General features: G+C 71.4%; 22 protein-coding genes. 7 read left to right on the top strand and 15 right to left on the bottom strand.

The window, feature by feature from the left end; genetic code table 11:
- Positions 1–90 precede the first annotated feature (90 nt).
- The gene (locus JS521_RS01695; RefSeq protein WP_205080920.1) at positions 91–1,797 is read left to right on the top strand and encodes a GAF domain-containing sensor histidine kinase; all 1,707 of its coding nucleotides are present in this window, start codon (positions 91–93) and stop codon (positions 1,795–1,797) included.
- A gap of 48 nt (positions 1,798–1,845) precedes the next feature.
- Here JS521_RS01695 and JS521_RS01690 read toward each other — a convergent pair whose 3' ends face one another.
- Both JS521_RS01690 and JS521_RS01685 read right to left on the bottom strand, forming a co-directional pair.
- Complete coding sequence (locus JS521_RS01690) at positions 1,846–2,715, bottom strand: HAD hydrolase family protein (RefSeq protein WP_307847734.1); 870 nt, start codon at positions 2,713–2,715, stop codon at positions 1,846–1,848.
- Positions 2,716–2,837: 122 nt separating this feature from the next.
- Complete coding sequence (locus JS521_RS01685; protein WP_205080918.1) at positions 2,838–3,980, bottom strand: hypothetical protein; 1,143 nt, start codon at positions 3,978–3,980, stop codon at positions 2,838–2,840.
- Positions 3,981–4,161: 181 nt separating this feature from the next.
- Between JS521_RS01685 and JS521_RS01680 the strand changes: the two genes are divergently transcribed.
- Positions 4,162–5,055, top strand: coding sequence for an LLM class flavin-dependent oxidoreductase (locus JS521_RS01680; RefSeq protein ID WP_205080917.1), 894 nt, complete (start codon positions 4,162–4,164; stop codon positions 5,053–5,055).
- Between the two features lie 30 nt (positions 5,056–5,085).
- On the opposite strand, the gene JS521_RS01675 is transcribed toward JS521_RS01680, so the two are convergent.
- The 4 genes from JS521_RS01675 to JS521_RS01660 all read right to left on the bottom strand — a co-directional run bounded on the left by JS521_RS01675 (position 5,086) and on the right by JS521_RS01660 (position 9,466).
- Positions 5,086–5,652 carry an RNA 2'-phosphotransferase gene (locus JS521_RS01675; protein WP_205080916.1) on the bottom strand — a complete coding sequence of 189 codons (567 nt, stop codon included), beginning with the start codon at positions 5,650–5,652 and terminating at the stop codon, positions 5,086–5,088.
- Between the two features lie 174 nt (positions 5,653–5,826).
- A complete protein-coding gene (locus JS521_RS01670; RefSeq protein WP_205080964.1) occupies positions 5,827–6,738 on the bottom strand; it encodes a MerR family transcriptional regulator in 912 nt (303 codons plus the stop codon).
- 98 nt (positions 6,739–6,836) lie between these two features.
- Positions 6,837–8,609 carry an SDR family oxidoreductase gene (locus JS521_RS01665; RefSeq protein WP_205080915.1) on the bottom strand — a complete coding sequence of 591 codons (1,773 nt, stop codon included), beginning with the start codon at positions 8,607–8,609 and terminating at the stop codon, positions 6,837–6,839.
- Complete coding sequence (locus tag JS521_RS01660; protein ID WP_205080914.1) at positions 8,606–9,466, bottom strand: M24 family metallopeptidase; 861 nt, start codon at positions 9,464–9,466, stop codon at positions 8,606–8,608. Before JS521_RS01660 ends, JS521_RS01665 begins: the two co-directional genes overlap by 4 nt.
- Before the next feature lie 260 nt (positions 9,467–9,726).
- Here JS521_RS01660 and JS521_RS01655 point away from each other — a divergent pair, with 260 nt between their 5' ends.
- From JS521_RS01655 to JS521_RS01635, 5 genes are all read left to right on the top strand, one after another.
- Complete coding sequence (locus tag JS521_RS01655; RefSeq protein WP_205080963.1) at positions 9,727–10,755, top strand: ABC transporter ATP-binding protein; 1,029 nt, start codon at positions 9,727–9,729, stop codon at positions 10,753–10,755.
- Complete coding sequence (locus tag JS521_RS01650; protein ID WP_205080913.1) at positions 10,745–11,653, top strand: ABC transporter permease; 909 nt, start codon at positions 10,745–10,747, stop codon at positions 11,651–11,653. Before JS521_RS01655 ends, JS521_RS01650 begins: the two co-directional genes overlap by 11 nt.
- Positions 11,650–12,561 carry an ABC transporter ATP-binding protein gene (locus JS521_RS01645; RefSeq protein WP_205080912.1) on the top strand — a complete coding sequence of 304 codons (912 nt, stop codon included), beginning with the start codon at positions 11,650–11,652 and terminating at the stop codon, positions 12,559–12,561. Before JS521_RS01650 ends, JS521_RS01645 begins: the two co-directional genes overlap by 4 nt.
- A gap of 30 nt (positions 12,562–12,591) precedes the next feature.
- Positions 12,592–13,311 (top strand): ABC transporter permease subunit, encoded by a 720-nt coding sequence (locus JS521_RS01640; protein WP_205080911.1) that lies wholly within the window; start codon positions 12,592–12,594, stop codon positions 13,309–13,311.
- A 307-nt stretch (positions 13,312–13,618) separates the two neighbouring features.
- Positions 13,619–14,323: a hypothetical protein gene (locus JS521_RS01635; RefSeq protein ID WP_205080910.1), complete on the top strand. Its 705-nt coding sequence runs from the start codon at positions 13,619–13,621 to the stop codon at positions 14,321–14,323.
- Positions 14,324–14,413: 90 nt separating this feature from the next.
- On the opposite strand, the gene JS521_RS01630 is transcribed toward JS521_RS01635, so the two are convergent.
- From JS521_RS01630 to JS521_RS01590, 9 genes are all read right to left on the bottom strand, one after another.
- Positions 14,414–15,238, bottom strand: coding sequence for an HAD family hydrolase (locus JS521_RS01630; protein ID WP_205080909.1), 825 nt, complete (start codon positions 15,236–15,238; stop codon positions 14,414–14,416).
- Positions 15,235–16,512 carry a serine--tRNA ligase gene (gene serS / locus JS521_RS01625; RefSeq protein WP_205080908.1) on the bottom strand — a complete coding sequence of 426 codons (1,278 nt, stop codon included), beginning with the start codon at positions 16,510–16,512 and terminating at the stop codon, positions 15,235–15,237. The genes JS521_RS01630 and serS overlap by 4 nt, the downstream gene beginning before the upstream one ends.
- A 642-nt stretch (positions 16,513–17,154) precedes the next feature.
- Entirely contained in the window at positions 17,155–18,090 is a 936-nt protein-coding gene (gene pheA / locus JS521_RS01620; protein ID WP_205080907.1) for a prephenate dehydratase, read from the bottom strand.
- A gap of 166 nt (positions 18,091–18,256) precedes the next feature.
- A complete protein-coding gene (gene efeB / locus JS521_RS01615; RefSeq protein WP_205080906.1) occupies positions 18,257–19,597 on the bottom strand; it encodes an iron uptake transporter deferrochelatase/peroxidase subunit in 1,341 nt (446 codons plus the stop codon).
- A 39-nt stretch (positions 19,598–19,636) separates the two neighbouring features.
- Complete coding sequence (locus JS521_RS01610; RefSeq protein WP_205080905.1) at positions 19,637–21,565, bottom strand: copper resistance CopC/CopD family protein; 1,929 nt, start codon at positions 21,563–21,565, stop codon at positions 19,637–19,639.
- Between the two features lie 13 nt (positions 21,566–21,578).
- Positions 21,579–22,040: a copper chaperone PCu(A)C gene (locus JS521_RS01605; RefSeq protein WP_097887685.1), complete on the bottom strand. Its 462-nt coding sequence runs from the start codon at positions 22,038–22,040 to the stop codon at positions 21,579–21,581.
- On the bottom strand, positions 22,037–22,696 hold the full coding sequence (locus JS521_RS01600) for an SCO family protein (RefSeq protein ID WP_097887684.1): 660 nt from the start codon (positions 22,694–22,696) through the stop codon (positions 22,037–22,039). Before JS521_RS01600 ends, JS521_RS01605 begins: the two co-directional genes overlap by 4 nt.
- 44 nt (positions 22,697–22,740) lie before the next feature.
- Positions 22,741–23,490, bottom strand: coding sequence for a YcnI family copper-binding membrane protein (locus JS521_RS01595; protein ID WP_205080904.1), 750 nt, complete (start codon positions 23,488–23,490; stop codon positions 22,741–22,743).
- Positions 23,491–23,639: 149 nt separating this feature from the next.
- A partial coding sequence (locus JS521_RS01590; RefSeq protein WP_239486641.1) for a hypothetical protein occupies positions 23,640–24,324 on the bottom strand: 685 nt, incomplete at its 5' end.

Genomic DNA, 24,324 nt, shown 5'->3' with positions numbered 1-24,324 from the left:
GCGGACCGGACGTCGGGCGGCCGCCGCCGTTCCGGTCATCCCGTACATTCTCGACTTTCGCCCCCTATCGGCACTAACTAGGCTCGGGCCATGGCAGAGCCCGACCCGAAGGACTCCCTCGACGCCGCGACCCGGGCCACCCGCAGCCTCCAGGGGCTGTCCACCGAGCTGACCGCGCGGGTGCCGCAGCTCTTGGAGGCGATGCGTTCCGTCGGCGCGGGGCTGGAACTGCACTCCACCCTGGACCGGATCTGCGAGACGGCCGCCGAGCTGGCCCACGCCCGGTACGCGGCCATCGGCGTCGTCGACGAGCTGGGCGAGGGCCTGTCGGACTTCGTCACGTACGGCGTTCCGCAGGAGGTGGCCGAGGAGATCGGGCGACGGCCGGACGGCCACCGGGGTCTGCTCGGCGCGCTGATCCACGACCCCGCACCGGTCCGGCTGGCCGATCTGTCCACCGATCCGCGGTCCGCCGGGTTTCCGGCGGGGCACCCCCGGATGCGGTCCTTCCTGGGGGTGCCGATCCGGGTCCAGGGGGAGATCTTCGGCAATCTGTACCTCACCGAGAAGCACGGCGGCGCGGAGTTCAGCGACTACGACCTGCACATGGTCCGGGTGCTCGCGACGGAGGCCGGGATCGCCATCGGCAACGCCCGGCTGTACGAGGCGGCGCGGCAGCGGGAGCACTGGATCGACGGTTCGGTCGCGGTCACCACGGCGCTCCTGTCGGGCGGGGACGCCGACGAGGCGCTGTCGGTGGTCGCGGAACAGGCCCGCCGCCTCGCTGACGCCGCAGCCGGGATCGTGCTGCTGCCCGCCGGGGAGGGCGGCCTGGAGATCGTCGCCGTGTCGTCCGACGACCCCTCGTCCTCGCTCGGGGTGATCATCCCGGCCCGGAGCGCGGTGGTGGCGAAACTCCTCGCGGGGGAGGCGGTGTTCATCGACGACGCGGCCACCGACGGCCGGATGATCACCAGGCTGGCCGACCGGTTCGGTCCCAGCATGATGCTGCCGCTGCACAGCGGCGGCCGGGTGCTCGGCGCGCTGGCCACCCCGAGGCTCCGGGGCGCACGCCCGTTCACGGAGGCCGAGCGGACGCTCGCCACGCAGTTCGCCTCCCAGGCGGCGCTCGCGCTGATGATGGCCGAGGCGCAGCGGGACCGGGAGCGGCTCGCGGTGTACGAGGACCGCGACCGGATCGCCCGCGACCTCCACGACCTGGTCATCCAGCGGCTGTTCGCCACCGGGATGATGCTGGAGAGCGCCCAGCGCCGGTCGGTGGTGCCCGAGGTGCGGACCGGTGTCGGCCGGGCGGTCGACGAGCTGGACGTGACGATCCAGGAGATCCGTACGGCGATCTTCGCGCTTCAGCAGGAGCCGGCCGAGGCTCCCTCGGGGCTGCGCACCCGCGTCCTGCGGGAGATCAACATGGCGGCCGTCCCGCTCGGCTTCAAGCCCGCGCACCGCTTCCTGGGCCCGGTGGACTCGCTGGTCGGCGAGCTGACCGGCAAGAACCTGGTCGCCGCGTTGCGCGAGGCCCTCTCCAACGCGTTCCGGCACGCGGAGGCGTCGCTGATCGACGTGGTCGTCGACGCGACGGTGACCCTGCCGGACGGGCGGGGCGCGGTGCGGCTCTCGGTCGCCGACGACGGGGTGGGCGTCCCGGAGGGCGGCCGCCGCAGCGGGCTGCGCAATCTGGCCCGCCGGGCCGAGTCCCTGGGCGGGTCGAGCCGGCTGGAGGCGGGGATCGGGGAGGACGGCGGCGGTACGACGGTGGTGTGGGAGGCGCCGCTGTGAGGGCGGGGGCCTCAGACGGGGCTCGCCCCCGGGGTGTGCCGAAAGGTTTCAGCGGGCCTCTGTGCGGGCTTCCGCCCGGGCGGCGAGGATCCGCTCGATGACGAGGGCCACCCCGTCCTCCTCGTTGGTCGCGGTCCGGCCCGAGGCGGCGGCCAGCGCGTCCGGATGGGCGTTGCCCATCGCGAAGGAGGCCCCGGCCCAGCTGAGCATCTCGACGTCGTTGGGCATGTCGCCGAAGGCGACCACCTCGGCGGGCGCGATGCCGCGTTCGGCGCAACAGGCGGCGAGCGTGGTGGCCTTGGAGACGCCGAGCCCGCTGACCTCCAGGAGTGCGGAGGGGCTGGAGCGAGTGATGGCGGCCCGGTCGCCGACCGCCGTACGGGCCAGGTCGAGGAACGCGTCGGGCGCCAGCTCGGTGTGGTGGGCCAGCAGCTTCAGCACGGGCGCGCCGGTGCCCGGGGCGTCCTCGTGCAGCAGCTTCTCGGCGATGGCCACCGTGGCGCCCGGGTCCAGGTGGAAGGGCGGGTAGGCCGGTTCGTAGTTGATGCCGGTGGTCAGCTCGACGGCGAAGGAGGTGCCGGGGGCCACTTCGCGCAGCGTGCGCACGACGTGCAGGGCGGCACCGCGCTCCAGCGCGCGTACGGAGAGGAGGTCGCCGTCCGTCCGCAGATCGGTGACCACGGCGCCGTTGGCGCAGATCGCCGTGCCGTGGCTCTGGACATGGCTCCGTACGACGTCCATCCAGCGGGCCGGCCTGCCGGTGACGAAGAAGACCTCGACGCCGGCCTCCTCGGCCGCCGCGAGGGCCGCGACCGTGCGCGCGGACAGCGTCTTGTCGTCGCGCAGCAGGGTGCCGTCGAGGTCGGTGGCGATCAGCCGGGTCACGGCGGGGAGAGGCGCATCGGTCACTGAGGTCACCGGGCCATTCTCGCCCACAAGCGTGCACGGGCGTGCGGAGGGGCGCACATGTGAGTGGGTCCGCTCCTGAACGGCGAAAAATCCCTCTGGCATATGGCAACAGCCATCGGGAGGGGCGGAGGTCACTCCTTCGGCAGGGCGACCTTCTCGGGCCCGCAGCCGATCCGCCGGGCCTCGGCGGCGACGTAGGCGGGCAGAAGGTCACGGGTGAAGGAGGCGGCGGCGGACGACCCCAAGTACTTCAGCTGCTCCACCATGAAGACCACCTTCCCGCCCTTGCATGAGGCCTGGTAGACGGCACGGGTGGCGTTGAGTGTTCCGTACCCCTTGGTGCCCTTGATCCGTGGCCCACCGTCGAGCAGATCCCCCGTGAAGATGTTCGCGGTGAGTGGTTCGACCACGGTGGTGAACCGGGCGGACGTCCGGCCACGGTCGTAGGAGGCCTCGCAGACCCGGGCGGGGCCGCCGTCACCGGCCACCGTGCGGGTAGTGGTCAGCAGTTCGCGGTGGGCGGGCAGGACGAACTCCTCGATCCCGCAGAACTTCCGGGAATCGGCGTCGGCCCAGTCGACGGGGTCGGCCGTCTCCGCGGGAGCGGGGTAGGAGCCGTCGCAGCCGAAGTCACGCATGACGCCGTTCGCCACCGCCACCACCGCGCGGCCGAGCGCGGCCCGCTCGGCCGGGTCGTACGCCGAGTCGAGGTCCAGACCCGGCTGTCCCCGTCCCGCGTCGATCACGGCCGGGCCGCTGTCCCCGCCTCCGGTGCAGCTCTGCGGCAGGGCTATCCAGGCGCGCAGCCCAGAAGCCATGCCGGGCAGGCCGTCTCCCAGGGGTGCCATGTTCGCGGCGAGGAACTCCGCGGGCCACTTGCGGCTGTCGGTGCCGAAGAGCGAGTCCAGCCTGCGGACGTTCACGGTGACCTGCCGGACGGCCCTCTCCTCGCCGCTGCCCGTGCCGTAGCTCGTGATCCGGCAGTTCCCGTAGGTGAGCCTGTTGCCCTGCGGGTCGGGCCGCAGTCGCTGTTCCTCGACCTCGGTCCTGCGGTCGGCGAAGAGAGCTGTCATGGCCGAGTCGTCGAGGGAGTCCCAGCACGGCCGGGGCCCGACGAGCGGCAGTGTGTCCGTCCGCCAGGCCACGACCCCGGCGCCGAGCAGCGCGCCGATCACGCCGGCGACGGTGACGGTACGGGCGGTGCGGCTGCGCAGGAGTCTCCGCAACGGGGAGCGCCGCGGCGGGGTGGTGTCGGTCTCGTCGGTACCGGCCATCGGCTGTTCCCTCAGTTCGTCCTGCCCGCGTCAAGGAGTCCGCCGCGTTCGGCCGCGGCTTTCCTGAAGTGCGTGAGGACCGTCGCGGCGTCCGGCAAACCCACCGATGATATGACCCCGCTCCGGCCACCGTTCCGGCGGCATGTCCGGGGCGGCGGGCAGCCCGCGTATCGTCGGGGGCATGCGTCTGAGTACGGTGATCCTCCCCATCCACCGGTGGGCCGAAGGGCAGAAGAGCTGGCAGCGTGCCGAAGAGCTCGGTTTCCACACCGCCTACACCTACGACCACCTGTCCTGGCGGACCTTCCGGGACGGCCCGTGGTTCGGGGCGCTGCCCACGCTCACCGCCGCGGCGACGGTCACCGAACGCCTGCGTCTCGGCACCCTCGTGACCTCGCCGAACTTCCGCCACCCCGTGACGCTGGCCAAGGAGTTGATCTCCCTGGACGACATCTCGGGCGGCCGGGTCACCCTCGGTATCGGCGCCGGCGGCAGCGGCTTCGACGCCACCGCTCTGGGGCAGGAGGCCTGGACCCCGCGCGAACGCGCCGACCGGTTCGCGGAGTTCGTGCCCCTCCTGGACCGGCTGCTCACCGAGGACGCGGTGACCGATCGAGGGACGCACTACACCGCGCTGGAGGCCCGCAACATCCCCGGCTGCGTCCAGCGTCCCCGGCTGCCCTTCGCAATCGCCGCGACCGGGCCGCGCGGGCTGAAGCTCGCCGCCCGCCACGGGCAGGCGTGGGTCACCACCGGCGACCCGAAGCTGTACGAGAACGGCACCCCGGAGGAGTCGCGGGCCGCGCTGCAGGCGCAGAACGAGAAGTTCACGGCGGCCTGCGCGGAGATCGGCCGGGACGCCGGCGAGCCGGACCGGATCCTGCTGACGGGGTTCACCCCGGACCGCACGGCTCCGCTGGAGTCCGTGGACGCCTTCGTCGACTTCGCGGGGCGCCACGGGGAGCTGGGCTTCACCGAGATCGTCATCCACGCCCCGATTCCGGACTCGGTCTTCGACGTCGACCCGGAGGTCTTCGAGCGCATCGCGACGGAGGCGCCCGCTCAGCTGGCGTAACCCGCCCCCCGGCCGCTGCTCCTGCGGCCCTCAGGCGCGCAGGAGCAGGAACTGCGGGGGTACGGCGTCGGCGAGCCAGACCCCGTTGGCGCTGACCCGGAAGACATGGCCGGCGCGGTGCATCGCGCCCGCGTCCACGGTGAGGACGAGGGGGCGGCCGCGGCGGGCGCCGACCCGGGTGGCCGTCTCCCGGTCAGGCGAGAGGTGGACGTGGTGGCGGGTCATGGGGCGCAGGCCCTCGGCCCGGATCGCGTCCATCACCCGGGCGACCGTGCCGTGGTAGAGGTACGCGGGCGGTTCGGTCGGCGGCAGGTCCAGGTCGACGGTGACGGTGTGGCCCTGGTTGGCGCGGATGCGGTCGCCCCCGGCGCCGTTTCCGGCACCGCTCTCGACGGTGAAGCGCCGCTTGTCGTTGGTGGCGACGGCGTGGTCGAGCTCGGCGCGCGACAGCGGGAATCCGTGCCTGGCCGCGGCGCGCAGCAGTTCCTCGACCGCCACCCAGCCGTGGTCGTCGAGGATGAGGCCGATGCGTTCCGGCTGGTGCCGCAGATGCTTCGAGAGGTACTTGGACACCTTGACGGTGCGACGTTCGTCCATGGCGTCAGAGTGCCCGGGTGGGCTTGTCGGTGCATCCGTATTTCGACTCGTCGTATCGTCGGGCAGTCGTTCTTCTTCGCTTCTTCGGCTTTTCTCCTCCGTCAGGTTTGATCCACAGCCAACTTGACTTATCCACAAGCTATTTGACAATTCTGTGGACAACTAGCCTGGCATTTAAGAGCTTTTGTCAATTTCGTCCGCTTTGGCGTGAGTTGCCGTGAGGTCGTCCAAGGTGCGTGCCTGCACCTCCCGTTCGGTGGCGGCGGCCACAAAAGCGGCCACCTGCTCGGCGCCAACCAGTGCCCGCACGGCCTGTGTTGTCCGGGCCGGGAGCAGCACCGGGCGGGTCGCGTTCTCCGCGATCGCGGTCTCCTCGGCGCCGAGGTGGTGGTGCAGGTGCCGGGTGGCGAACGTCCTCATGGCGCGGGCCAGTTCGGCGTCCACCGTCTGCTGGGCGAGCGGCCGCAGCCGCCGTACCAGGGACGCCGCCTCGGCCGCGTCGGAGTCGGTGGGCGGCCGGTGGCCGAGATAGCGGGCGAATACATGCTCGGTGGTGAACTCCAGGAAACGGGAGGCTATGTGCTCCACCTGGCCGCGAAGCTCCCGCAGATGACCGGAGATTGCCGTCAGCGGCACGCCCGCCGCGTACAACTCGACGGCCACCGCCAGCTCCTGCGGGCTGGGGACGAGGAACTCGTCGTCCCGCCCCGGCACCCGCTCCAGCACGCCGAGCTCCACCGCCTCGGCGATGGCCTCGTCGTCCTGCCGGCCGCCGAACCTCGCGTCCAGCTCCCGGCGGCTGATCCGGTCGGCCTCCTCGTCCGTCCACGGGCCGTGCACCTCCGCGACGAGCCCGAGCACCCCGCCGAGCCCCCTTCCCGCGTCCCACGCCTCCAGCAGCTCCTTGATGCTGGCCAGGGTGTAGCCCCGGTCGAGCAGGTCCGCGATCTGCCGCAACCGGGCCAGATGGGTCTCCCGGTACACATTGGCCCGACCGCGCCGCTCGGGCGTCGGCAGCAGCCCCCGGTCCTGATAGGCGCGGATCGTGCGCACCGTGGCCCCGCTGGCATGGGCCAGGTCCTCGATCCGGTACTCGACCGCTGCCCGGTACTCGGCCGCCTCCCGCTGCCCGGCCGCCTCCCGGCCCTCGGCCGACGACGCCCCGGACCTCGGCCCCGCGCCGCTCACAGCGGCGGCTTCAGCCGGGCGACGGAGCGCAGGGCCCCCGGGCTCAGCCGGGACAGCAGCCGGGCGCCACGCGCCTCCGGGGTCACCGGGACAACGGCCTGGTTGCGCACGACCGCACGCAGGATCGCTTCGGCGACCTTCTCCGGCGGGTAGTTGCGCCGCCCGTAGAGCCGGCTCGACCGCTTCCGCAGCCGCTCCTCCTCCGCCGCGTCGGCCCCCGCGAAGCGCGCGGTGGCGGTGATGTTGGTGTTGACGATGCCGGGGCATATCGCGCTGACCCCGATCGACTTCTCCGCCAGCTCGGCCCGCAGACACTCGCTGAGCATCAGCACGGCCGCCTTCGACGTGCTGTACGCGGGCAGCACCCGGGAGGGCTGGAAGGCGGCGGCCGACGCGGTGTTGACGATGTGGCCGCCCTGGCCGCGGTCCGCCATCTGCTTGCCGAAGATCCGGCAGCCGTGGATGACCCCCCACAGATTGACGTCGAGGACCTTCTTCCACTCCTCGCTCGTGGTCTCCAGGAAGGAGCCGGACAGTCCGATCCCGGCGTTGTTGACCAGGACGTCGACGATGCCGTACTCGGCGGCGACCCGGGCGGCGAGCTTCTCCATCGCGGCCTCGTCGCTGACGTCGACCGCCTCGCCCCAGGCCGCGGGCGCCCCGATCAGCCGCGCCATCTCCGCGGTCCGGGCCGCCCCCTCCGCGTCCCGGTCCACGGCCACGATCCGGGCGCCCGCCTCGGCGAACGCGAACGCCGTGGCCCGCCCGATCCCGGAGGCCGCGCCCGTCACCAGGACCAGCTGACCGCCGAACCGCTGTGCGTAGGGGCTCTGCGCCACCGACTGCTGCACGGGCCCGCCGTCCCGCCCACCGGACTCGTTCGCCGTGACGAACTCGTCGATCCAGGAAGCGAGCTGGTCCGGCCGGGTGCGGGGCACCCAGTGCTTGGCCGGGATCGAGCGGCGTACCAGCCGGGGGGCCCAGTCCTCGAGACCGTCGTAGAGCCGCTCGGAGAGGAAGGAGTCCCCGGTCGGCGTGATCAGCTGGACCGGTGCGTGGGCGTAGGCGTCCGGGCGGGGCCTGCTCAGCCGGGCGCGGACGTTGTCGCGGTAGAGCCAGGCGCCGTGCGCCGCGTCGTCGGGCAGGGAGGCGGTGGGGTAGTCGCCCGCGGGCACCTTCTCCAGCCGCTCCAGGATTCCCGGCCAGCGCTTGCCGAGCGGCCCGCGCCAGGCCAGCTCCGGCAGGACCGGCGTGTGGAGCATGTACACGTACCAGGACTTCGCACCCTGGCCGAGCAGTTGGCCCACCTTGCGCGGGGTGGGGCGGGTCATCCGGCGCTTGATCCAGTGCCCGAAGTGGTCCAGGGACGGCCCGGACATCGAGGTGAAGGAGGCGATCCTGCCCTCGGTCCGGCCGACCGTGACGAACTCCCAGGCCTGGACGGACCCCCAGTCGTGACCCACCACGTGCACCGGCCGGTCCGGGCTGACCGTGTCGATCACGGCGAGGAAGTCGTCGGTCAGCTTCTCCAGGGTGAAGCCGCCGCGCAGGGGTTTCGGGGCGGTTGACCTGCCGTGCCCCCGCACGTCGTACAGCACCACGTGCCAGTGTTCGGCCAGCCGCACGGCGACGTCCGACCAGACCTCCTTGCTGTCCGGATAGCCGTGGACGAGCACCACCGTCGGCCGGCCCGCGTCGCCCAGCTCGGCGACGCACAGCTCGACGCCTCCCGTGGACACGCGTCGCTCCCGCGCTTGAGACAGATTCACGCCGCCACCTTCTCCTCGGCCCAGCGCCGCACGTGCGGCAGATCGTCGTCCAGCCAGAAAGCGCTCTGCTCCGGGTCCTTGGAGTCGGTGACGACCAGGATCTCCTCGAACTTCGCGCCCGTACCCCGGAATCCGAGGTGGGGTTCGACCGCCCACAGGCCCGGCTGCGGCGGGTGGTCGGAGAAGCGGTAGGGGCTCCACAGCGGCGACCAGCCGTCCCGGTGGCCGTGCAGCGCGTCACTCACGAGGCCCTTGAGGGCCTGGGTGCCGAAGCCGAACACCCGGGGCGACCAACGGCGTTCGGCGACCCGGTCGACCTTGTGGGCGATCACACCGAAGGGGTAGGCCCGGTGCCGGTTCGCGTATCCCTGTGCGGTCATGAGGCGTTCGACGTCCTCGTAGATCTCGCGCAGCGAACGGCGCTCGCGCACCTCCCGCAGGATCAGCTCGCGGTGCGCCTCCAGATCGGCCAGCAGCCGGTCGTGCAGCGGATTGAGGCCGAGGCATCCCGCATACCCGACATCGGCGGTGAACCCCTTGTAGACCGGGGCCATGTCGAGGATGAACGGCATGCCCGGCTCCAGCTTCCGGTCGGTCGGGAAGAACTGCAGCGGCACCTTGAAACCGGCGAACGCCGTGCGGTCCCCGAACCAGGCGAACGGGAGGTGGAACCAGTCGCGCACACCGCGCTCGCGCAGCCACACGCGCTGCATCCGGGCCGCCTCGCGCTCGGTCACCCCCGACCGCAGCTGACCGGCGACCGCCTCCGCGCAGGCATAGGCCAGGCGCTGGACTTCTCTGAACCCGCGCAGCTCCGGGGTGTTGGTGTCCTGCACTGCCATGGTCGAGCCGGTCATGCCACCGTCCGTTCCCTGCCGTGTGCGCTACGTGCCCGTAACGTGACACTGATGAATGTGACAATGTCCGGCGGCTGCGTCAAGGGGTGTGCACGGCCTGTGGAAAACTCCGGCTCCGCGGTGGATCCACGGCGCATCCCCCTACGGGCGCGTACGCCTGGAGTCTGACGCGGATCCAGCCGTCAGGGCTGACGACCCCTGTGGCCCGCGCCACTAACGTCGTGTTCGTGACAGCCGTAATCGCTACCGAAGCCCTGAGCATGCGGTTCCCCCGGGTGACCGCGCTTGACCGGCTCACGTTGGACATCGGACCGGGTGTGACCGGTCTGGTGGGTTCCAACGGAGCCGGCAAGTCCACACTGATCAAGATCCTGCTGGGTCTCTCCCCCGCCACCGAAGGCCGGGCCGCGGTGCTCGGGCTCGACGTCGCGACCAGCGGCGCCGCCATCCGGGAACGGGTGGGGTACATGCCCGAGCACGACTGCCTGCCGCCCGACGTCTCGGCGACCGAGTTCGTCGTGCACATGGCCCGCATGTCGGGGCTGCCGCCCACGGCGGCCCGCGAGCGCACGGCCGACACCCTGCGCCACGTCGGCCTCTACGAGGAGCGCTACCGCCCCATCGGCGGCTACTCGACCGGCATGAAGCAGCGGGTGAAGCTGGCCCAGGCTCTCGTCCACGACCCCCAGCTGGTCCTGCTCGACGAGCCGACCAACGGCCTCGACCCGGTCGGCCGGGACGAGATGCTCGGTCTGATCCGGCGGATCCACACCGACTTCGGCATCTCCGTGCTGGTGACCTCGCACCTCCTGGGCGAGCTGGAACGCACCTGCGACCACGTCGTCGTCATCGACGGCGGCACCCTCCTGCGCTCCAGCTCCACCAGCGACTTCACCCAGACCACCGCGACCCTCGCGGTCGAGGTGACCGACAGCGACACCCACCCCGACGGCACCGGCGCGCTGCGCAAGGCCCTCACCGAGGCCGGGGTCACCCTCATCGGCCACGACGGTATCGACACGGAGGGGCTGCCGGGCGCGGGCCACATCCTGCTCATCGAGGCGACGGGCGAGGAGACGTACGACCTGGTCCGCGACAGCGTCGCCGGGCTCGGGCTCGGCCTGGTCCGCATGGAACAGCGCCGCCACCAGATCGCCGAGGTCTTCCGTACCGAACAGGGCGGGGCGCACGCCGCCGCCGTCCCGGCCGCCGGCGTCGTACCGCAGTCCGTACCGCAGTCCGCGCAGCAGGTCGTCCAGCAGAAGGGAAGCGGTCGCGATGAGCACTGAGACCGGCACCGCGACCGGGCGCGACGCCTCCCGGATCCACAACATCGGCTACCGCTCCTACGACGGCCCGCGGCTCGGCCGGGCCTACGCCCGCCGCTCCCTGTTCTCGCAGACCCTGCGGGGCTCCTTCGGACTGGGCCGTTCCGCCAAGTCCAAGGTGCTGCCCATGCTGCTGTTCGGCGTGATGACCCTGGTCGCGGCGATCCTGGTGGCGGTCTCCATGTCCGCGCCGGACGCCAGCAAGCTGGTGATCGAGTACACCTCGTACGCGATCTACCTCCAGGCCGTCATCGGCCTCTTCATCGCCGCCCAGGCACCGCAGGCGGTATCCAGGGACCTCCGTTTCAAGAGCGTCCCCCTGTACTTCTCGCGGCCGATCGAACGCGCCGACTACGTGGCCGCGAAGCTGGCCGCCACCGCCTCGGCGCTCTTCATCCTCACCGGTGCGCCGCTGCTCGTCCTCTATGTGGGCTCTCTGCTCGCGAAGTTCGACTTCGCCGATCAGACCAAGTGGTTCGGCCAGGGACTGGTGTCGGTGGCGCTGCTGTCCGTCCTGTTCGCCGGGCTCGGCCTCGTGATGGCCGCCCTGACCCCGCGGCGCGGCTTCGGCGTCGCCGCGGTGATCGCCCTGCTGACCATCACCTACGGCGCCGTCTCCACGATCCAGGCCATCGCCTGGGAGACCGGCTCGGAGGGGGCCGTGCAGTGGCTCGGCCTCTTCTCGCCGATCACCCTGATCGACGGCGTCCAGACCGCGTTCCTCGGCGCGACCTCCGCCTTCCCCGGCGGGGAAGGCCCGGGTGCGGGCGCCGGCGTGGTCTACCTGATCGTTGTTCTCGCGCTCGTCGCCGGCTCGTACGCCGTCCTGATGCGCCGCTACCGGAGGGTCGGGCTGTGACCACCATCGAGATCGACCACACCTCGCGCTGGTTCGGCAACGTGGTCGCCGTCAACGACGTCTCCATGACCGTGGGGCCCGGCGTCACCGGACTGCTCGGCCCGAACGGCGCCGGAAAGTCCACCCTCATCAACATGATGGGCGGATTCCTCGCCCCCTCGACGGGGAAGGTCACGCTGGACGGCCGGCCGATCTGGCGCAACGAGGCCGTCTACAAGGAGATCGGCATCGTCCCGGAGCGGGAGGGGATGTACGACTTCCTCACCGGCAAGGAGTTTGTCGTCGCCAACGCCGAACTCCATGGTTTGGGAGGGGCCGAGGCGCAGAGGGCACTCGCCACGGTGCAGATGGAGTACGCGCAGGACCGCAAGATCGCCACGTACAGCAAGGGCATGCGCCAGCGCGTGAAGATGGCCTCCGCGCTGGTCCACGAGCCCTCGGTGCTGCTCCTGGACGAACCGTTCAACGGAATGGACCCGCGTCAGCGCATGCAGCTGATGGAGCTGCTGCGGCGGATGGGGGCCGAGGGGCGCACGGTCCTGTTCTCCTCCCACATCCTCGAAGAGGTCGAGCAGTTGGCCTCGCACATCGAGGTGATCGTGGCGGGCCGGCACGCCGCCTCCGGCGACTTCCGCAAGATCCGCCGGCTGATGAAGGACCGTCCGCACCGCTATCTGGTGCGCTCCAGCGACGACCGGGCGCTGGCGGCCGCGCTCATCGCCGACCCGTCCACGGCGGGCATCGAGGTCGACCTGACCGAGAAGGCGCTGCGCATCCAGGCCGTCGACTTCGGGCGGTTCACCGAACTGCTGCCGCGGGTCGCCCGGGAGCAGGGCATCCGGCTGCTGACCGTCTCGCCGTCCGACGAGTCCCTCGAATCGGTCTTTTCCTATCTCGTAGCGGCCTGAGTAGTGGCCTGAAAGGAGCTGTGCACCGTCATGTACGACCCCACAGTCGCCCGGCTCACCTACCGGGCCCTGCTCGGCCGGCGCCGGGCCGCCATCCTGTTCGTCCTGCCCGCGCTGCTGCTGCTCATCGCCGCGGCCGTGCGCATGTTCGCCGGGGCCGATGACCAGGTGGCCTCGGACGTCCTCGGTGGCTTCGCCATCGCCACGATGGTGCCGCTGATCGGCGTGATCGCCGGCACCGGGGCGATCGGCCCCGAGATCGACGACGGCTCGATCGTCTACCTGCTCGCCAAGCCGGTGAAGCGGCCCACGATCATCTTCACCAAGCTGATCGTGGCCATCGCGGTGACCATGGTGTTCTCCGCCCTGCCGACGCTGCTCGCGGGCCTGATCCTCAACGGCAACGGCCAGCAGATCGCCGTTGCCTACACGATCGCGGCGCTGGTCGCCTCGATCGCGTACAGCGCCCTGTTCCTGCTGCTCGGCACGGTCAGCCGGCACGCGGTGGTCCTGGGCCTGGTGTACGCCCTGGTCTGGGAGGCCCTCTTCGGCAGCCTGGTGGCCGGTGCGCGCACCCTCAGCGTCCAGCAGTGGTCCCTGGCGGTGGCCGAGAAGGTCTCGGGCAACGGCGTGGTGACCTCGGAGGTGGGCCTGCCGCTCGCCACGGTCCTGCTGGTCGCGGTCACGGCCGCCGCCACCTGGTACGCGGGCCAGAAGCTGCGCACGCTGAAGCTGGCGGGCGAGGAGTGAGGCTTCCGGTCTGAGCCGCCTGCTGCGTCCTGACGACCCCCGCCCTTGTTCTGGCACGGGCGGGGGTCGTCGTATGACCGGACAGGCGTACGCGTAACCGTACGTTTATCGGGTCGTTGGGCAGGGTGCGTGGAGGCAACTGGAATCCGTGGCGTCGTAGCGATCGTGAAATCGGGGAATGCCGGCACCGGGTGAGGCTCAGCCCACCGGACCGGTCATCGAGTGAGTGGCAACCGTGAGCGTCCTCCACCCCTGAAGCCCGGGGTATGGGCCGTCCTCGTCATTCCCTCGTACGAAAGGCACGCCCATGCCCACGGAAGTCGCCCTGCTCGAATCGCGCGCGCTGCGCGGGGAGCAGATGGGGCGCGTCGATGTCCTCGATAAGGTGAAGAGCCTTGTCATGCTCCCGGACGGAATTCACGTTCGCACAGAGGACGTGGCTCGCTACTTCGAAGTATCCACAGGGGCGGTCAGGAGGCTGACCGACCGGCATCAGAAGGAGCTCACCGAGAACGGCCTGCGCGTGCTGCGCGGCGCTGAGCTGCGGTCCTTCCACAGCGACATGGTGTCGCTATGGGCCGGTGAGGGGGTGGAAAGTTATCCACAGGCAGCCACGCAACTGCGGCTCTACACTCGCCGCACCGTCCTCAACATCGCGATGCTTCTTCGCGACAGCGACATCGCCCGCTGCGTGCGTACGTACCTCCTCGACGCCGAGGAGTCGCTCCGCACGCAGTACGCCTCCCTCGATCACCGCGTCACGCGCATCGAGAGCTGCCTCACCGGAGTGGGCAGCGCGCTGCAGGAACTCGGGCCGGTGCTGGTGCGGATGTCCGAGCGGCTCGACAGTCTGGACCGGAAGGTGGAGATGACGCATCAGGTGGTCGGCGCGATGAGTCTGCGGCTGACGGATGTGCAGCAGGACGTCGGGCGGCTCGACGGGCGGATGGACGCCTTCGCCGGGCAGCTGAAGGATCTGCGCCGCCGTAACGGGCAGCGCGGGCAGCGCTGAGTGAAGCGGCCCGGCACCGTGGGAAACGGTGCCGGGCCGCTGTCGCGCTTTCCGGGGTGCGGGTGGGGCGTTCTACCGCACGGGCTCGTCCTACCGCGCGGGCTGTACGGGCGCCGAGCGGAGCAGTTCCTCCAGCACCACCGCGATGCCGTCGTCCTCGTTGGACGCGGTGATCTCGTGGGCGACGGCCTTCAGATCGTCGTGGGCGTTGGCCATGGCCACGCCGTGCTGGGCCCACCCGAACATCGGGATGTCGTTCGGCATGTCGCCGAAGGCGATCGTGTCGGCCGCCTTCACGCCGAGCCGGCGGGCGGCCAGCGAGAGGCCGGTCGCCTTGCTCAGGCCCAGCGGCAGGATCTCGACCACACCGGCCCCGGCCATGACCACGTCGACCAGGCTGCCGGCGGCCGCCCGCGCGGCGAAGGCCAGCGCGTCGTCGTCCAGCTCCGGGTGCTGTATGTAGACCTTGTTGAGGGGGGCCGTCCACATCTCGGTGGCATCGTCCACGAAGAGATACGGAAGGGGCCCCTCCTGGACCTGGTAGCCGGGGCCGACCAGCACCTCGCCCTCAAGACCGTCGCGGCTGGCCGCCAGGTGCAGCGGGCCGACCTCCGCCTCGATCTTGGACAGGGCGAGACCGGCGAGCTGGCGGTCCAGGGTCAGCGAGGTCAGCAGCTTGTGCTCGCCCGCGTGGTAGACCTGCGCGCCCTGGCCGCAGACGGCGAGCCCCTCGTAACCGAGGTCGTCCAGGATGTGCCGGGTCCAGGGGACCGCGCGTCCGGTGACGATGATGTGCGCGGCACCGGCCGCCGTGGCGGCGGCCAGCGCCTCGCGGGTGCGCTCGGAGACCGTGTCGTCCTCGCGCAGCAGCGTGCCGTCGAGGTCGGTCGCGACGAGCTTGTAGGGGAAGGTCACTTGGCGACCGGTTCCAGGACCTCGCGCCCGCCCAGGTACGGACGGAGCACCTCGGGAACACGGACCGAGCCGTCGGGGAGCTGGTGGTTCTCCAGGATCGCCACGATCGTGCGCGGTACGGCGCAGAGCGTGCCGTTCAGCGTGGCCAGCGGCTGGACCTTCTTGCCGTCGCGCATCCGGACGGAGAGGCGGCGGGCCTGGAAGCCGTCGCAGTTCGACGCGGAGGTCAGCTCGCGGTACTTGCCCTGGGTCGGGATCCACGCCTCGCAGTCGAACTTCCGCGAGGCCGAGGCGCCGAGGTCACCGGTGGCGACGTCGATCACCTGGAAGGGCAGTTCGAGGCCGGTGAGCCACTGCTTCTCCCACTCCAGGAGCCTGCGGTGCTCGGCCTCGGCGTCCGCCGGGTCGACGTACGAGAACATCTCGACCTTGTCGAACTGGTGGACGCGGAAGATGCCGCGGGTGTCCTTGCCGTACGTGCCGGCCTCGCGGCGGAAGCACGGGGAGAACCCGGCGTACCGCAGGGGCAGCTTGTTGGCGTCGATGATCTCGTCCATGTGGTACGCGGCGAGCGGGACCTCGGAGGTGCCGACCAGGTAGTAGTCGTCCTTCTCCAGGTGGTACACGTTCTCCGAGGCCTGGCCGAGGAAGCCGGTGCCCTCCATGGCGCGCGGGCGGACCAGCGCGGGGGTCAGCATCGGGACGAAGCCGGCCTCGGTGGCCTGCGCGATCGCCGCGTTGACGAGGGCGAGCTCCAGGAGCGCGCCGACGCCCGTGAGGTAGTAGAACCGCGAGCCGGAGACCTTGGCCCCGCGCTCCATGTCGATGGCGCCGAGCGCCTCGCCGAGCTCCAGGTGGTCCTTGGGCTCGAAGCCCTCGGCGCCGAAGTCGCGGATGGTGCCGTGCGTCTCCAGGACGACGAAGTCCTCCTCGCCGCCGACCGGCACGTCCTCGTGGACGATGTTGCCGAGCTGGAGCAGCAGCCGCTTGGCGTCGGCGTCGGCCTCGTCCTGGGCGGCGTCGGCCGCCTTGACGTCGGCCTTGAGCTGCTCGGCCTTCTTGAGGAGCTCGGTGCGCTCCTCGGGGGTGGCCTTGGGGATCAGCTTGCCGAGCGACTTCTGTTCGTTGCGGAGTTCGTCGAAGCGGACGCCGGACGACCTGCGCAGCTCGTCGGCGGAGAGCAGGGCGTCGACGAGGTCGACGTCCTCTCCACGGGCGCGCTGGGAGGCGCGAACACGGTCGGGGTCCTCACGGAGCAGGCGAAGGTCAATCACCCCTCAAGGCTACCGGTGCGCGGTTCTCGCACTCGAACCGATATTGCCGAGCGTGTCACTATGGCCGAATTGCCGGAATTGATATTTCTGGGGGGATCGCGGGCGGTGGCGGCGCCGGAGTGAGGGAAGGGTCGTCAATAACGGTGGTTAACTCCCCTGAACAGGGCAGAAGGTGCGGTCCGTCTTGACGCACCCGCCTTGGGCGGGAGGGGAGTTGGAGGGTGTGCCGGTCGCTGTTGTCCACAGGAATCCCGACGCCGGAATAGTTATCCACAGGCTGTGTGGAAGTTCTGTGGATGCCGGAAGGTCTTGTTCCGGAACCTGGACGAAGTGCTGCGGAGCCCTCGCTCAAACCCGTTCCGCGTGCTCGTTCGGGTGGGAATTCGCCGCCCCAATGAGTCGATCAAGGTAATTCGGGTGACACGGGAGGCTCGTTCCGCCTCGTAGTGCATCGAGTCCCTGTGGACGGCTTCGGGGTCGCTGGGTTGATTTGTCGACGATGTCGCATGAGAGTGTCGACTTGTCCCCAGGCCGAGAGCCCTCCCTGTGGATAACTCTCCGGAGTGCGTGACTATCTGTAGATCGCACCGCTGCGGAGCGCGCAAGAAGGCCGTCCCGGAGCCCGGCTCCCCGAAGGCTTCGTCAGATCCGGCCGTCCTGGCTGCGCGCCAGCCAGTCGGACGCTTCGGTGAACGCGGTGTCCGACGTGCCCGGGCGCAGCGGTCGCACCTCGTCCGGTGAGACGCCCGCCCGCGGGTACGAACCGAGGAACCGCACCTTCGGGCTGATCCGCTTCAGCCCCATCAGGGCCTCCCCGACCCGCCGGTCCGCGATGTGCCCCTCCGCGTCCACGGCGAAGCAGTAGTTGCCGATCCCCTCACCGGTCGGGCGGGACTGGATGAGCATCAGGTTGACGCCGCGCACCGCGAACTCCTGGAGCAGCTCCAGCAGGGCGCCGGGATGGTCGTCGGCCAGCCAGATCACCACGGAGGTCTTGTCGGCGCCGGTCGGTGCGGAGGGCCGGGCGGGCCGGCCCACCAGGACGAAGCGGGTCTGGGCGTTCGCCGCGTCGTGGATCTCCGTCACCAGCGGCTCCAGGCCGTAGGTGGCGGCCGCGAACTCCCCGGCGAACGCGGCGTCGTACCGCCCCTCCTGGACCAGCCGGGCCCCGTCCGCGTTGGACGCCGCCGACTCCCACAGGGCTCCCGGGAGGTGCTCCGCCATCCACTTGCGCACCTGCGGCTGGGCGGCCGGGTGTGCGGTGACCGTCTTGATGTCCGACAGCTTGGTTCCGGGCCGCACCAGCAGCGCGAAGGTGATGGAGAGCAGCACCTCGCGGTAGATCATCAGCGGTTCCCCGCCGGCCAGCTCGTCCAGCGTTGCGGTGATGCCGCCCTCGACGGAGTTCTCGATCGGTACGAGCGCCGCCGCCGCCTCCCCGTTGCGTACGGCGTCCAGGGCGGCCGGCACGGACAGCATCGGGACGAGTTCCCGGGTGGCGGCCTCCGGGAGCGTACGGAGGGCGACCTCGGTGAAGGTGCCTTCGGGGCCGAGATAGGCGTAGCGCGTGGCTGACATACGGTCACCCTAATGCGCCCCGCGAGGCCCGCCGCGCTGTCTCAGGATGCGGTCGAACGCCCTCCCCGGACCGTACGCGTGACGACGCCTCCAGGGCTCCTACGGCTCCGGGACTCTTACGGCCCAGGGCTCCTCAGCCTCCAGGGCTTCTACGGCCACAGGGCTCCTACGACTCCAGGAGCCGCTGTCCCACGTACGCGTCCTCCGCCGCCCCGCCCGGGACCGCGAACACCCCGCTCGCCTCGTGCCTCAGGAACGGCGACAGCGCGTCGCCCCGGTCCAGCTTGCGCTGCACCGGCACGAAGCCCCGGAACGGGTCCGCCTGCCAGCAGATGAACAGGAGCCCGGCGTCCGGAGTGCCGTCCTCCGAGATGCCGTCGTGGTACGAGAACGGGCGCCGCAGCATGGCGGCCCCGCCGTTCTCCTCAGGTGAGGAGATCCGGGCGTGGGCGTTGTCGGGGATCACGAGCCGGCCGTCCGGGCCCGCCTTGTCGAGGTCCATCTCCGTGGTCTCGGTCCCCCCGCTCAGGGGCGCCCCGTCCGCCTTGCGCCGCCCGATGACCCGCTCCTGGCGCTCCACCGGAAGCTTCTCCCAGTCGTCCAGGAGCATCCGGATCCGGCGGACGACGGCGTACGAACCGCCCTCCATCCACTCCTGCGGCTTCCCGGGGGAGGCGGGGACGAAGACGCGCCGGTCGAAGTCCTCCTCGGACGGTTTCGGGTTGCCGGTTCCGTCGATCTGGCCCATCAGGTTGCGGGCGGTCATCGGCCGGGCGGTCGCGCCGGGGGTGCGGTTGAAGCCGTTCATCTGCCACCGCACCCGTGCCGTGCCCGCGGCCTCCTTCTGGAGCGTCCGCAGTGCGTGGAAGGCGACCAGCGCGTCGTCCGCGCCGATCTGCACCCACAGGTCGCCGTTGGAGCGCTTGGCGTCGAGGGCGTCGGCGGAGAACGCGGGCAGCGGGTCGAGCGCGGCGGGCAGGCGGTCGGTCAGCCCGGTGCGCGCGAAGAACGTCCGGCCGAAGCCGAACGTGACGGTCAGGGACGACGGACCCGCGTCCAGGGCGATCCCGGTGTCGTGCCCGGGGCCGTCCGGTGCGCCCGCCGCCGGGCGGCCCGCCATCAGCTCCTTCGCCACCGCCGACCAGCGCCGCAGCAGCGTCGCCGCCTCCTTGCGCCCGGCGCCCGCCGCCAGGTCGAAGGCGACGAGATGGCCCCGGGCCTGGAGCGGAGTGGTGATCCCCGGTTGATGTTTCCCGTGAAACATCGCCTCGGTCGCCCCGACGCTCGTCAGCGCGGCGGGCTCCTCGGGGCGAGCGGCGGCGTACCCGGCGGCCCCGCCCCCGGCACCCAGCACCAGCCCCGTGGCACCCGCCGCACCGGCGGTCCCCAGCAGCCGCCGCCGCGATACGCCGGAGGGGGCGGCACGGTCACCGGCGGCCCCGTCACGGTCGCCCGGGGCGACGGCCGTGGCGGCCGGGGCCGGGGCCTGCTTCCTGGTCTTGCTCACGTGCTCAGCCGATCTTCGTCTTGGCCGTGCCCATCGCACTCAGCCGATCTTCGCGTTCTTGTCGATGGTGACCTGGTCGATGTCGGAGGTCCGTACCGTCACATCGATCTTCCAGTCCCCGGCCATCGGAATCTGTACAGCACTCGCCGACCAGTGCCCCTCGGCCAGCCGGTCCGGGACGACCGGCAGCGGGCCGATGTCCTTCGACTCCAGGGTGAGAGCCAGCTTCAACTCGGGGACGTCCATCGGCTTGCCGTCGCTGCCGTCGATCCACACATGCAGATCGTTGGAGCCGGTGCGCCCGGGTTCGATGTCGATGCGGACGGTGCCCTTGCCGTTCTGGCCGCCGGTGTCGAACGGCATCTTCAGGTTGACCGGGCCGCCGGCTGCGGGAGCGCTCGCCGACGGGGTGCCGCTCGCCGCCGCCTCCTCCTCCGTACGACCCGGCTCCGTGGACGTCAGCATGGTGGTGACGGCCAGCAGGACGACGGCGACGGCGGCCTCGGCCAGGACCGAGCGGCGCAGCCCGGAGCGCTCCGGGTCGGCGTCCCGTATCCGCTTCTTCTTCGTCGCGGTCAGGACGGCCCGCTGACGGGCCAGTTGCGCGGCGCGCTCGGGGTCGACGTCTTCCGTCACGGCCTCCGGCTCCGCGGCCTCCTCCTCGGCCGCGTCCCCGGGAGCCTCTGCGGAAGCGACCGCCGGGTCCGTCAGCCGTCCCGTCCAGCGCCGGGAGAACCAGGCGACCGCGAGCAGGACGGCGATCAGCGCCACCTTGAGGATCAGCAGCTGCCCGTAGCGCGTCCCGGTCAGCGCCGACCAGGAGCCGACCTGCCGCCAGGACTGGTAGATCCCGGTCGCCGCCAGGACCACGACACTGCTGAACGCGACCGCGGAGAAGCGCCGGACCGCGGCGCTGTCGATGTCCGGCGTCCGGTACAGCGCCACCAGGAGCGAGGCGAGCCCGCCGAGCCACGCGGCGACGGCCAGCAGGTGGAGGACGTCCACCGGCATGGCGATGCTCGCCTGGATGCCGGTCGAGGCGTGCTCGGACATCGCCCAGGTGGCGGCGATGCCCGCCGCGACCACCCCGCCGCCGACCGCCAGGCCGAAGGTGAGGTCCTTCTTCTCGCGCTCGTCCTCGCGCCGGGCGTACGTACCGAACAGCACGGCGATGAACAGGGCGGCGGCCCCGAGCAGCAGCAGCCGGGAGACGAGGGCGGCGCCGGGCTTCGTGTCCAGGACGGACTGGAGTCCGGCGAGGTCGAAGGCGTCGGCGAACTTCCCGCTGCCGGTGTACGGGTTGCGCAGCAGCAGCATGACCAGCGTCGCCGCGGTCAGGGTGAGCCAGCCGCGCACCACGAGCCGCTGCATCGGCAGGGCGGTCGCGCCGCGCTGCCAGCAGATCAGGACGAACGCGCTGCCGCCGACGAGCAGCACGAACCCGCCGTACGCCGCGTAGCGCGCGATGTCGTAGACGACGCCGACCGGGCCGCCGCCCACCTCCTGGGAGGGCAGGGCGACGGTGGTGTCGGAGGGGGCGCCGATGGAGAACGTGAAAGCGCCGGAGATCGGGTGGCTGTCGGCGGAGATCGCCTGCCAGGCCACCGTGTATGTGCCGTCCGGCAGTCCGGAGTGGAGCGCTACGCCGTAGCGGACGGTGGAGCCCTCGGACAGGTCCTTCGGCTCGGCCTGGGTGTCGGCGCGCTTGCCGCTCGGGTCGAGGACCCGGATGGAGTCGTCGCCCACGGCGATCGCCTCGGAGAAGCTGAGGGTGACCTCCTTGGGCGCGGTGTCCACCACCGCCCCGTCCGCCGGGTCGCTCCCGGTGAGGGCGGCGTGCGCCGACGCCGGGCCCGCGCCGGCCAGCAGCAGCCCGAACACCAGGCTGACGAGGGCGGCGAGGAGCGCGGCGGCGGCGAGGGGCCGGCGTATCGGGGACGGTCCCGCGTACGGGGCGGTGGCAGACATCGGATTCAGTCCCTCACTGCTTCTTCGGGTTGTGGGTGGTTTCCTTCACCGGCAGGTCGACCGTGATCGGGTCGGCCTTCTCGAAGTGCAGCTCGACGGAGACCTTCTCGCCCTGCTTGGGCTTCTGCTTGAGCTTCATGAACATGATGTGGTTGCCACCGCGTTCGAGATCGAGCTCGCCGTTCGCGGGCACCTCGAACGAGGAGACCTCGCGCATCTTCTGGTTCTTCGTCTCGTGGATGGTGACGTCGTCGGAGAGCGGACTGGTCACCGAGGTGAGCCGGTCCCCGGTCCCGCCGCTGTTCTGTACGACGAGGAAACCGGCGGCCATGTCGCTGACGGGCTGCGGCATGAAGGCGCCGACGACCTTGAGCTCCGGCTCACCGCCCGACCCGCTGTCCGACGAGCACCCGGCCAGCGTCAGCCCCGTGGTGAGGGCGAGGACGCCGGCGAGAGCCGTACGGCGGCGGTTCACGGCGTCTCCCCCTTGATCAGCTTGGGGAGGTCCTTCGCGTACTCGTCGGCGGAGGTGTCCTCGCCGTAGAGCACGTACCCCTCGTCCGTCTTCGGCGAGAAGGCGATGACCTGGGCGCCGTGCATCGAGACGACGGTGCCGTCCTTCTCCTTCTTCGGCGCGTCGATGCCGATGCCGATCTGCCGCGCCCCGGCCTGGATGGTCGGGAAGTCGCCGGTGAGACCGGTGAAGGTGGGGTCCTGGGCGGAGAGCCACTTGCCGAGCGAGGCGGGGGTGTCGCGCTCGGGGTCGGTGGTGACGAAGACGACCTGGAGCTTGTCCTGGTCGGCCTTGGGCAGCTCCCGCTTGGCGAGGGAGATGTTGCTCATGGTGAGCGGGCAGACGTCGGGGCAGTTGGTGTAACCGAAGTAGATGAGCGTCGGCTTGCCCTTGGTCGCCTCGCGGAGGTCGTACTCCTTGCCGTTCGTGTCGGTGAGGACGAGGTTCGGCTTGGTGAACGGCTGGTCGAGGACGGTGGCGGCCTTGTCCTTCGGCGCGGCGCTGACGTCGGCGATCGCCGAGGAGCCCGTCTTGTCGTCACCGGTGCCGCAGGCGGAGAGGGCCAGTGCGGCCGCGGCGGCGAACGCCACGGCCGTCACTGCTTTTCTGTTGCGCATGAAAGAGATGTCCTGAACGTGGTGCGGGTGAGGGAACCGGCCGGTCAGGCCGAGCGGCGGCGTCCGGCGAGCACGCCGAACGCGACACCGGCGACACCGATGACGATGCCGATGATGCCCAGGGTGCGGGCGGTGGTGTCGCTGGAGGAGGAGGACGCGGCGGCGTGGGTCTCCTTGGTCGACGCGGCGGTGTCGGCGGCCTTGTGGTCGTCGGCCTCCTTGGCGTCGTCGGCCGCGCCGCCACCGTGGTGGTCGTCGGAGGCGGCGGCCAGCTTCAGGACCGGGGCGGGGCTGTCGGGCTCCTCGCCGCCCTCGGTGGGCTCCTCGATCCAGCGGACGACTTCCTTGTTGTCGTACGTCTGGATCGCCTTGAAGACGAGCTGGTCGGCGTCCTCGGGGAGCGCGCCGACGGAGACCGGGAACTGCTGGAAGTAGCCGGGGGCGATCTCGCTGTCGTCCGCGGTCCAGGTCACCTTGGAGACGGCCTCGCTGATCTTCTTGCCGTGCACTTCGAGGGGCTTGTCGAGCTTGCTCTTGTCGATCTTGATGTCCCAGCCCGGGACGGCCTGCGGGGTGACGGACGAGAGCGGGTGGTCGGCCGGGAAGTTGACTTCGAGCTTCACCGTCGAGGCCTGGTCGCGCTCGTTGGGGACCTTGAAGTTGAGCGTGGCGTATCCGCCCTTGGCGGCCTCGCCCACCGGCTGGACGCTGACGTGCGCGGCGGCCGGGCCGGCGATCAGCAGAACGGTGGAAGCGGCGACGCCGCCGGCGAGGGCGATACGGGAAAGCTTCATGGCAGGAATCTCCACAGGGAAACGGAACACGGTGGTCCGGCGCGCGGATGCGCGGCGGCATCACGACACCTCGGGGTGCGGTTCCGTGCGGACGGTCGCGTGCACAGGGACGTGCGCGAGCGGCCCGCGGGCCCGGTGGAGGCGTCGCGTCAGGCTGCGAGGGCGTACGGGGCCGGAGGCCCGCGCCTGATCACCAGGTGCTGCAGAGGATCCGCCGGGGCCGGCAGCGGTACGTCGTCGGAGCGACGCGGCACGCGCGGCCCGGCCACGGCCTGCTCCCACTCCCCGGCCCGCAGCGCGCGGACGAGGGCGAGCGCCGCCCGCAGCGACCGCAGCCGGGCCCCGGCCGCCAGCGCCTGGGCGCTGTGGGCGGAGAGCCGGGCCAGCGCGAAGAGGGCGATCTCGCCGCGCCGCAGCAGCCAGCCGGTGGCGAGCGCGACGAGGACGTGGGCCAGGAACATCGGCAGGCTCGGCAGCATCGCGGTCACCGCGGCGCAGACCTGCGCGATGCCCGAGGCGCCGTCCGCTCCCGCCGCAGCGGCGGACTGGGCCGCTCCGGATCCGCCGCCCGCCGCGAGATGGCCGTGGGCCCCCGCGAGCGTCGACGGGTCGATGCCCGCGGAGGAGACGATGCGGTGGGCCTCGGCCGCGTTCAGCCCCGCCGGTCCCTCGCCGCAGACGAGCCCGGAGGCGAACCGGATGAGCGGGTTGTCGCCGCCCGTGGTCCCGGGGGGGCCGGGCGGGGGGGGGGCGGGGGGGGGGGGGGGGGGGGGGGGGGGGGGGGGGGGCGCCCCCCCCCCCGGGGGGGGGGGCGGGGGCGGCGGGGCGGGGGGG

Origin of the sequence: Streptomyces durocortorensis (genome assembly GCF_016901035.1) — a bacterium.
GTDB classification, from domain to species: domain Bacteria; phylum Actinomycetota; class Actinomycetes; order Streptomycetales; family Streptomycetaceae; genus Streptomyces; species Streptomyces durocortorensis.
The sequence above is the reverse complement of the archived record's forward strand: the minus strand, read 5'-3'. Positions and strand labels throughout refer to the sequence as shown.

What these genes read in the sequence shown, in the direction of transcription:
- JS521_RS01695 (WP_205080920.1), top strand. Translation starts at nt 91, where the DNA reads ATGGCAGAGCCCGACCCGAAGGACTCCCTCGACGCCGCGACCCGGGCC.
- JS521_RS01685 (WP_205080918.1), bottom strand. Translation starts at nt 3,980, where the DNA reads ATGGCCGGTACCGACGAGACCGACACCACCCCGCCGCGGCGCTCCCCG.
- JS521_RS01680 (WP_205080917.1), top strand. Translation starts at nt 4,162, where the DNA reads ATGCGTCTGAGTACGGTGATCCTCCCCATCCACCGGTGGGCCGAAGGG.
- JS521_RS01675 (WP_205080916.1), bottom strand. Translation starts at nt 5,652, where the DNA reads ATGGACGAACGTCGCACCGTCAAGGTGTCCAAGTACCTCTCGAAGCAT.
- JS521_RS01660 (WP_205080914.1), bottom strand. Translation starts at nt 9,466, where the DNA reads ATGACCGGCTCGACCATGGCAGTGCAGGACACCAACACCCCGGAGCTG.
- JS521_RS01655 (WP_205080963.1), top strand. Translation starts at nt 9,727, where the DNA reads ATGCGGTTCCCCCGGGTGACCGCGCTTGACCGGCTCACGTTGGACATC.
- JS521_RS01650 (WP_205080913.1), top strand. Translation starts at nt 10,745, where the DNA reads ATGAGCACTGAGACCGGCACCGCGACCGGGCGCGACGCCTCCCGGATC.
- JS521_RS01640 (WP_205080911.1), top strand. Translation starts at nt 12,592, where the DNA reads ATGTACGACCCCACAGTCGCCCGGCTCACCTACCGGGCCCTGCTCGGC.
- JS521_RS01635 (WP_205080910.1), top strand. Translation starts at nt 13,619, where the DNA reads ATGCCCACGGAAGTCGCCCTGCTCGAATCGCGCGCGCTGCGCGGGGAG.
- pheA (WP_205080907.1), bottom strand. Translation starts at nt 18,090, where the DNA reads ATGTCAGCCACGCGCTACGCCTATCTCGGCCCCGAAGGCACCTTCACC.
- JS521_RS01610 (WP_205080905.1), bottom strand. Translation starts at nt 21,565, where the DNA reads ATGTCTGCCACCGCCCCGTACGCGGGACCGTCCCCGATACGCCGGCCC.
- JS521_RS01600 (WP_097887684.1), bottom strand. Translation starts at nt 22,696, where the DNA reads ATGCGCAACAGAAAAGCAGTGACGGCCGTGGCGTTCGCCGCCGCGGCC.
- JS521_RS01595 (WP_205080904.1), bottom strand. Translation starts at nt 23,490, where the DNA reads ATGAAGCTTTCCCGTATCGCCCTCGCCGGCGGCGTCGCCGCTTCCACC.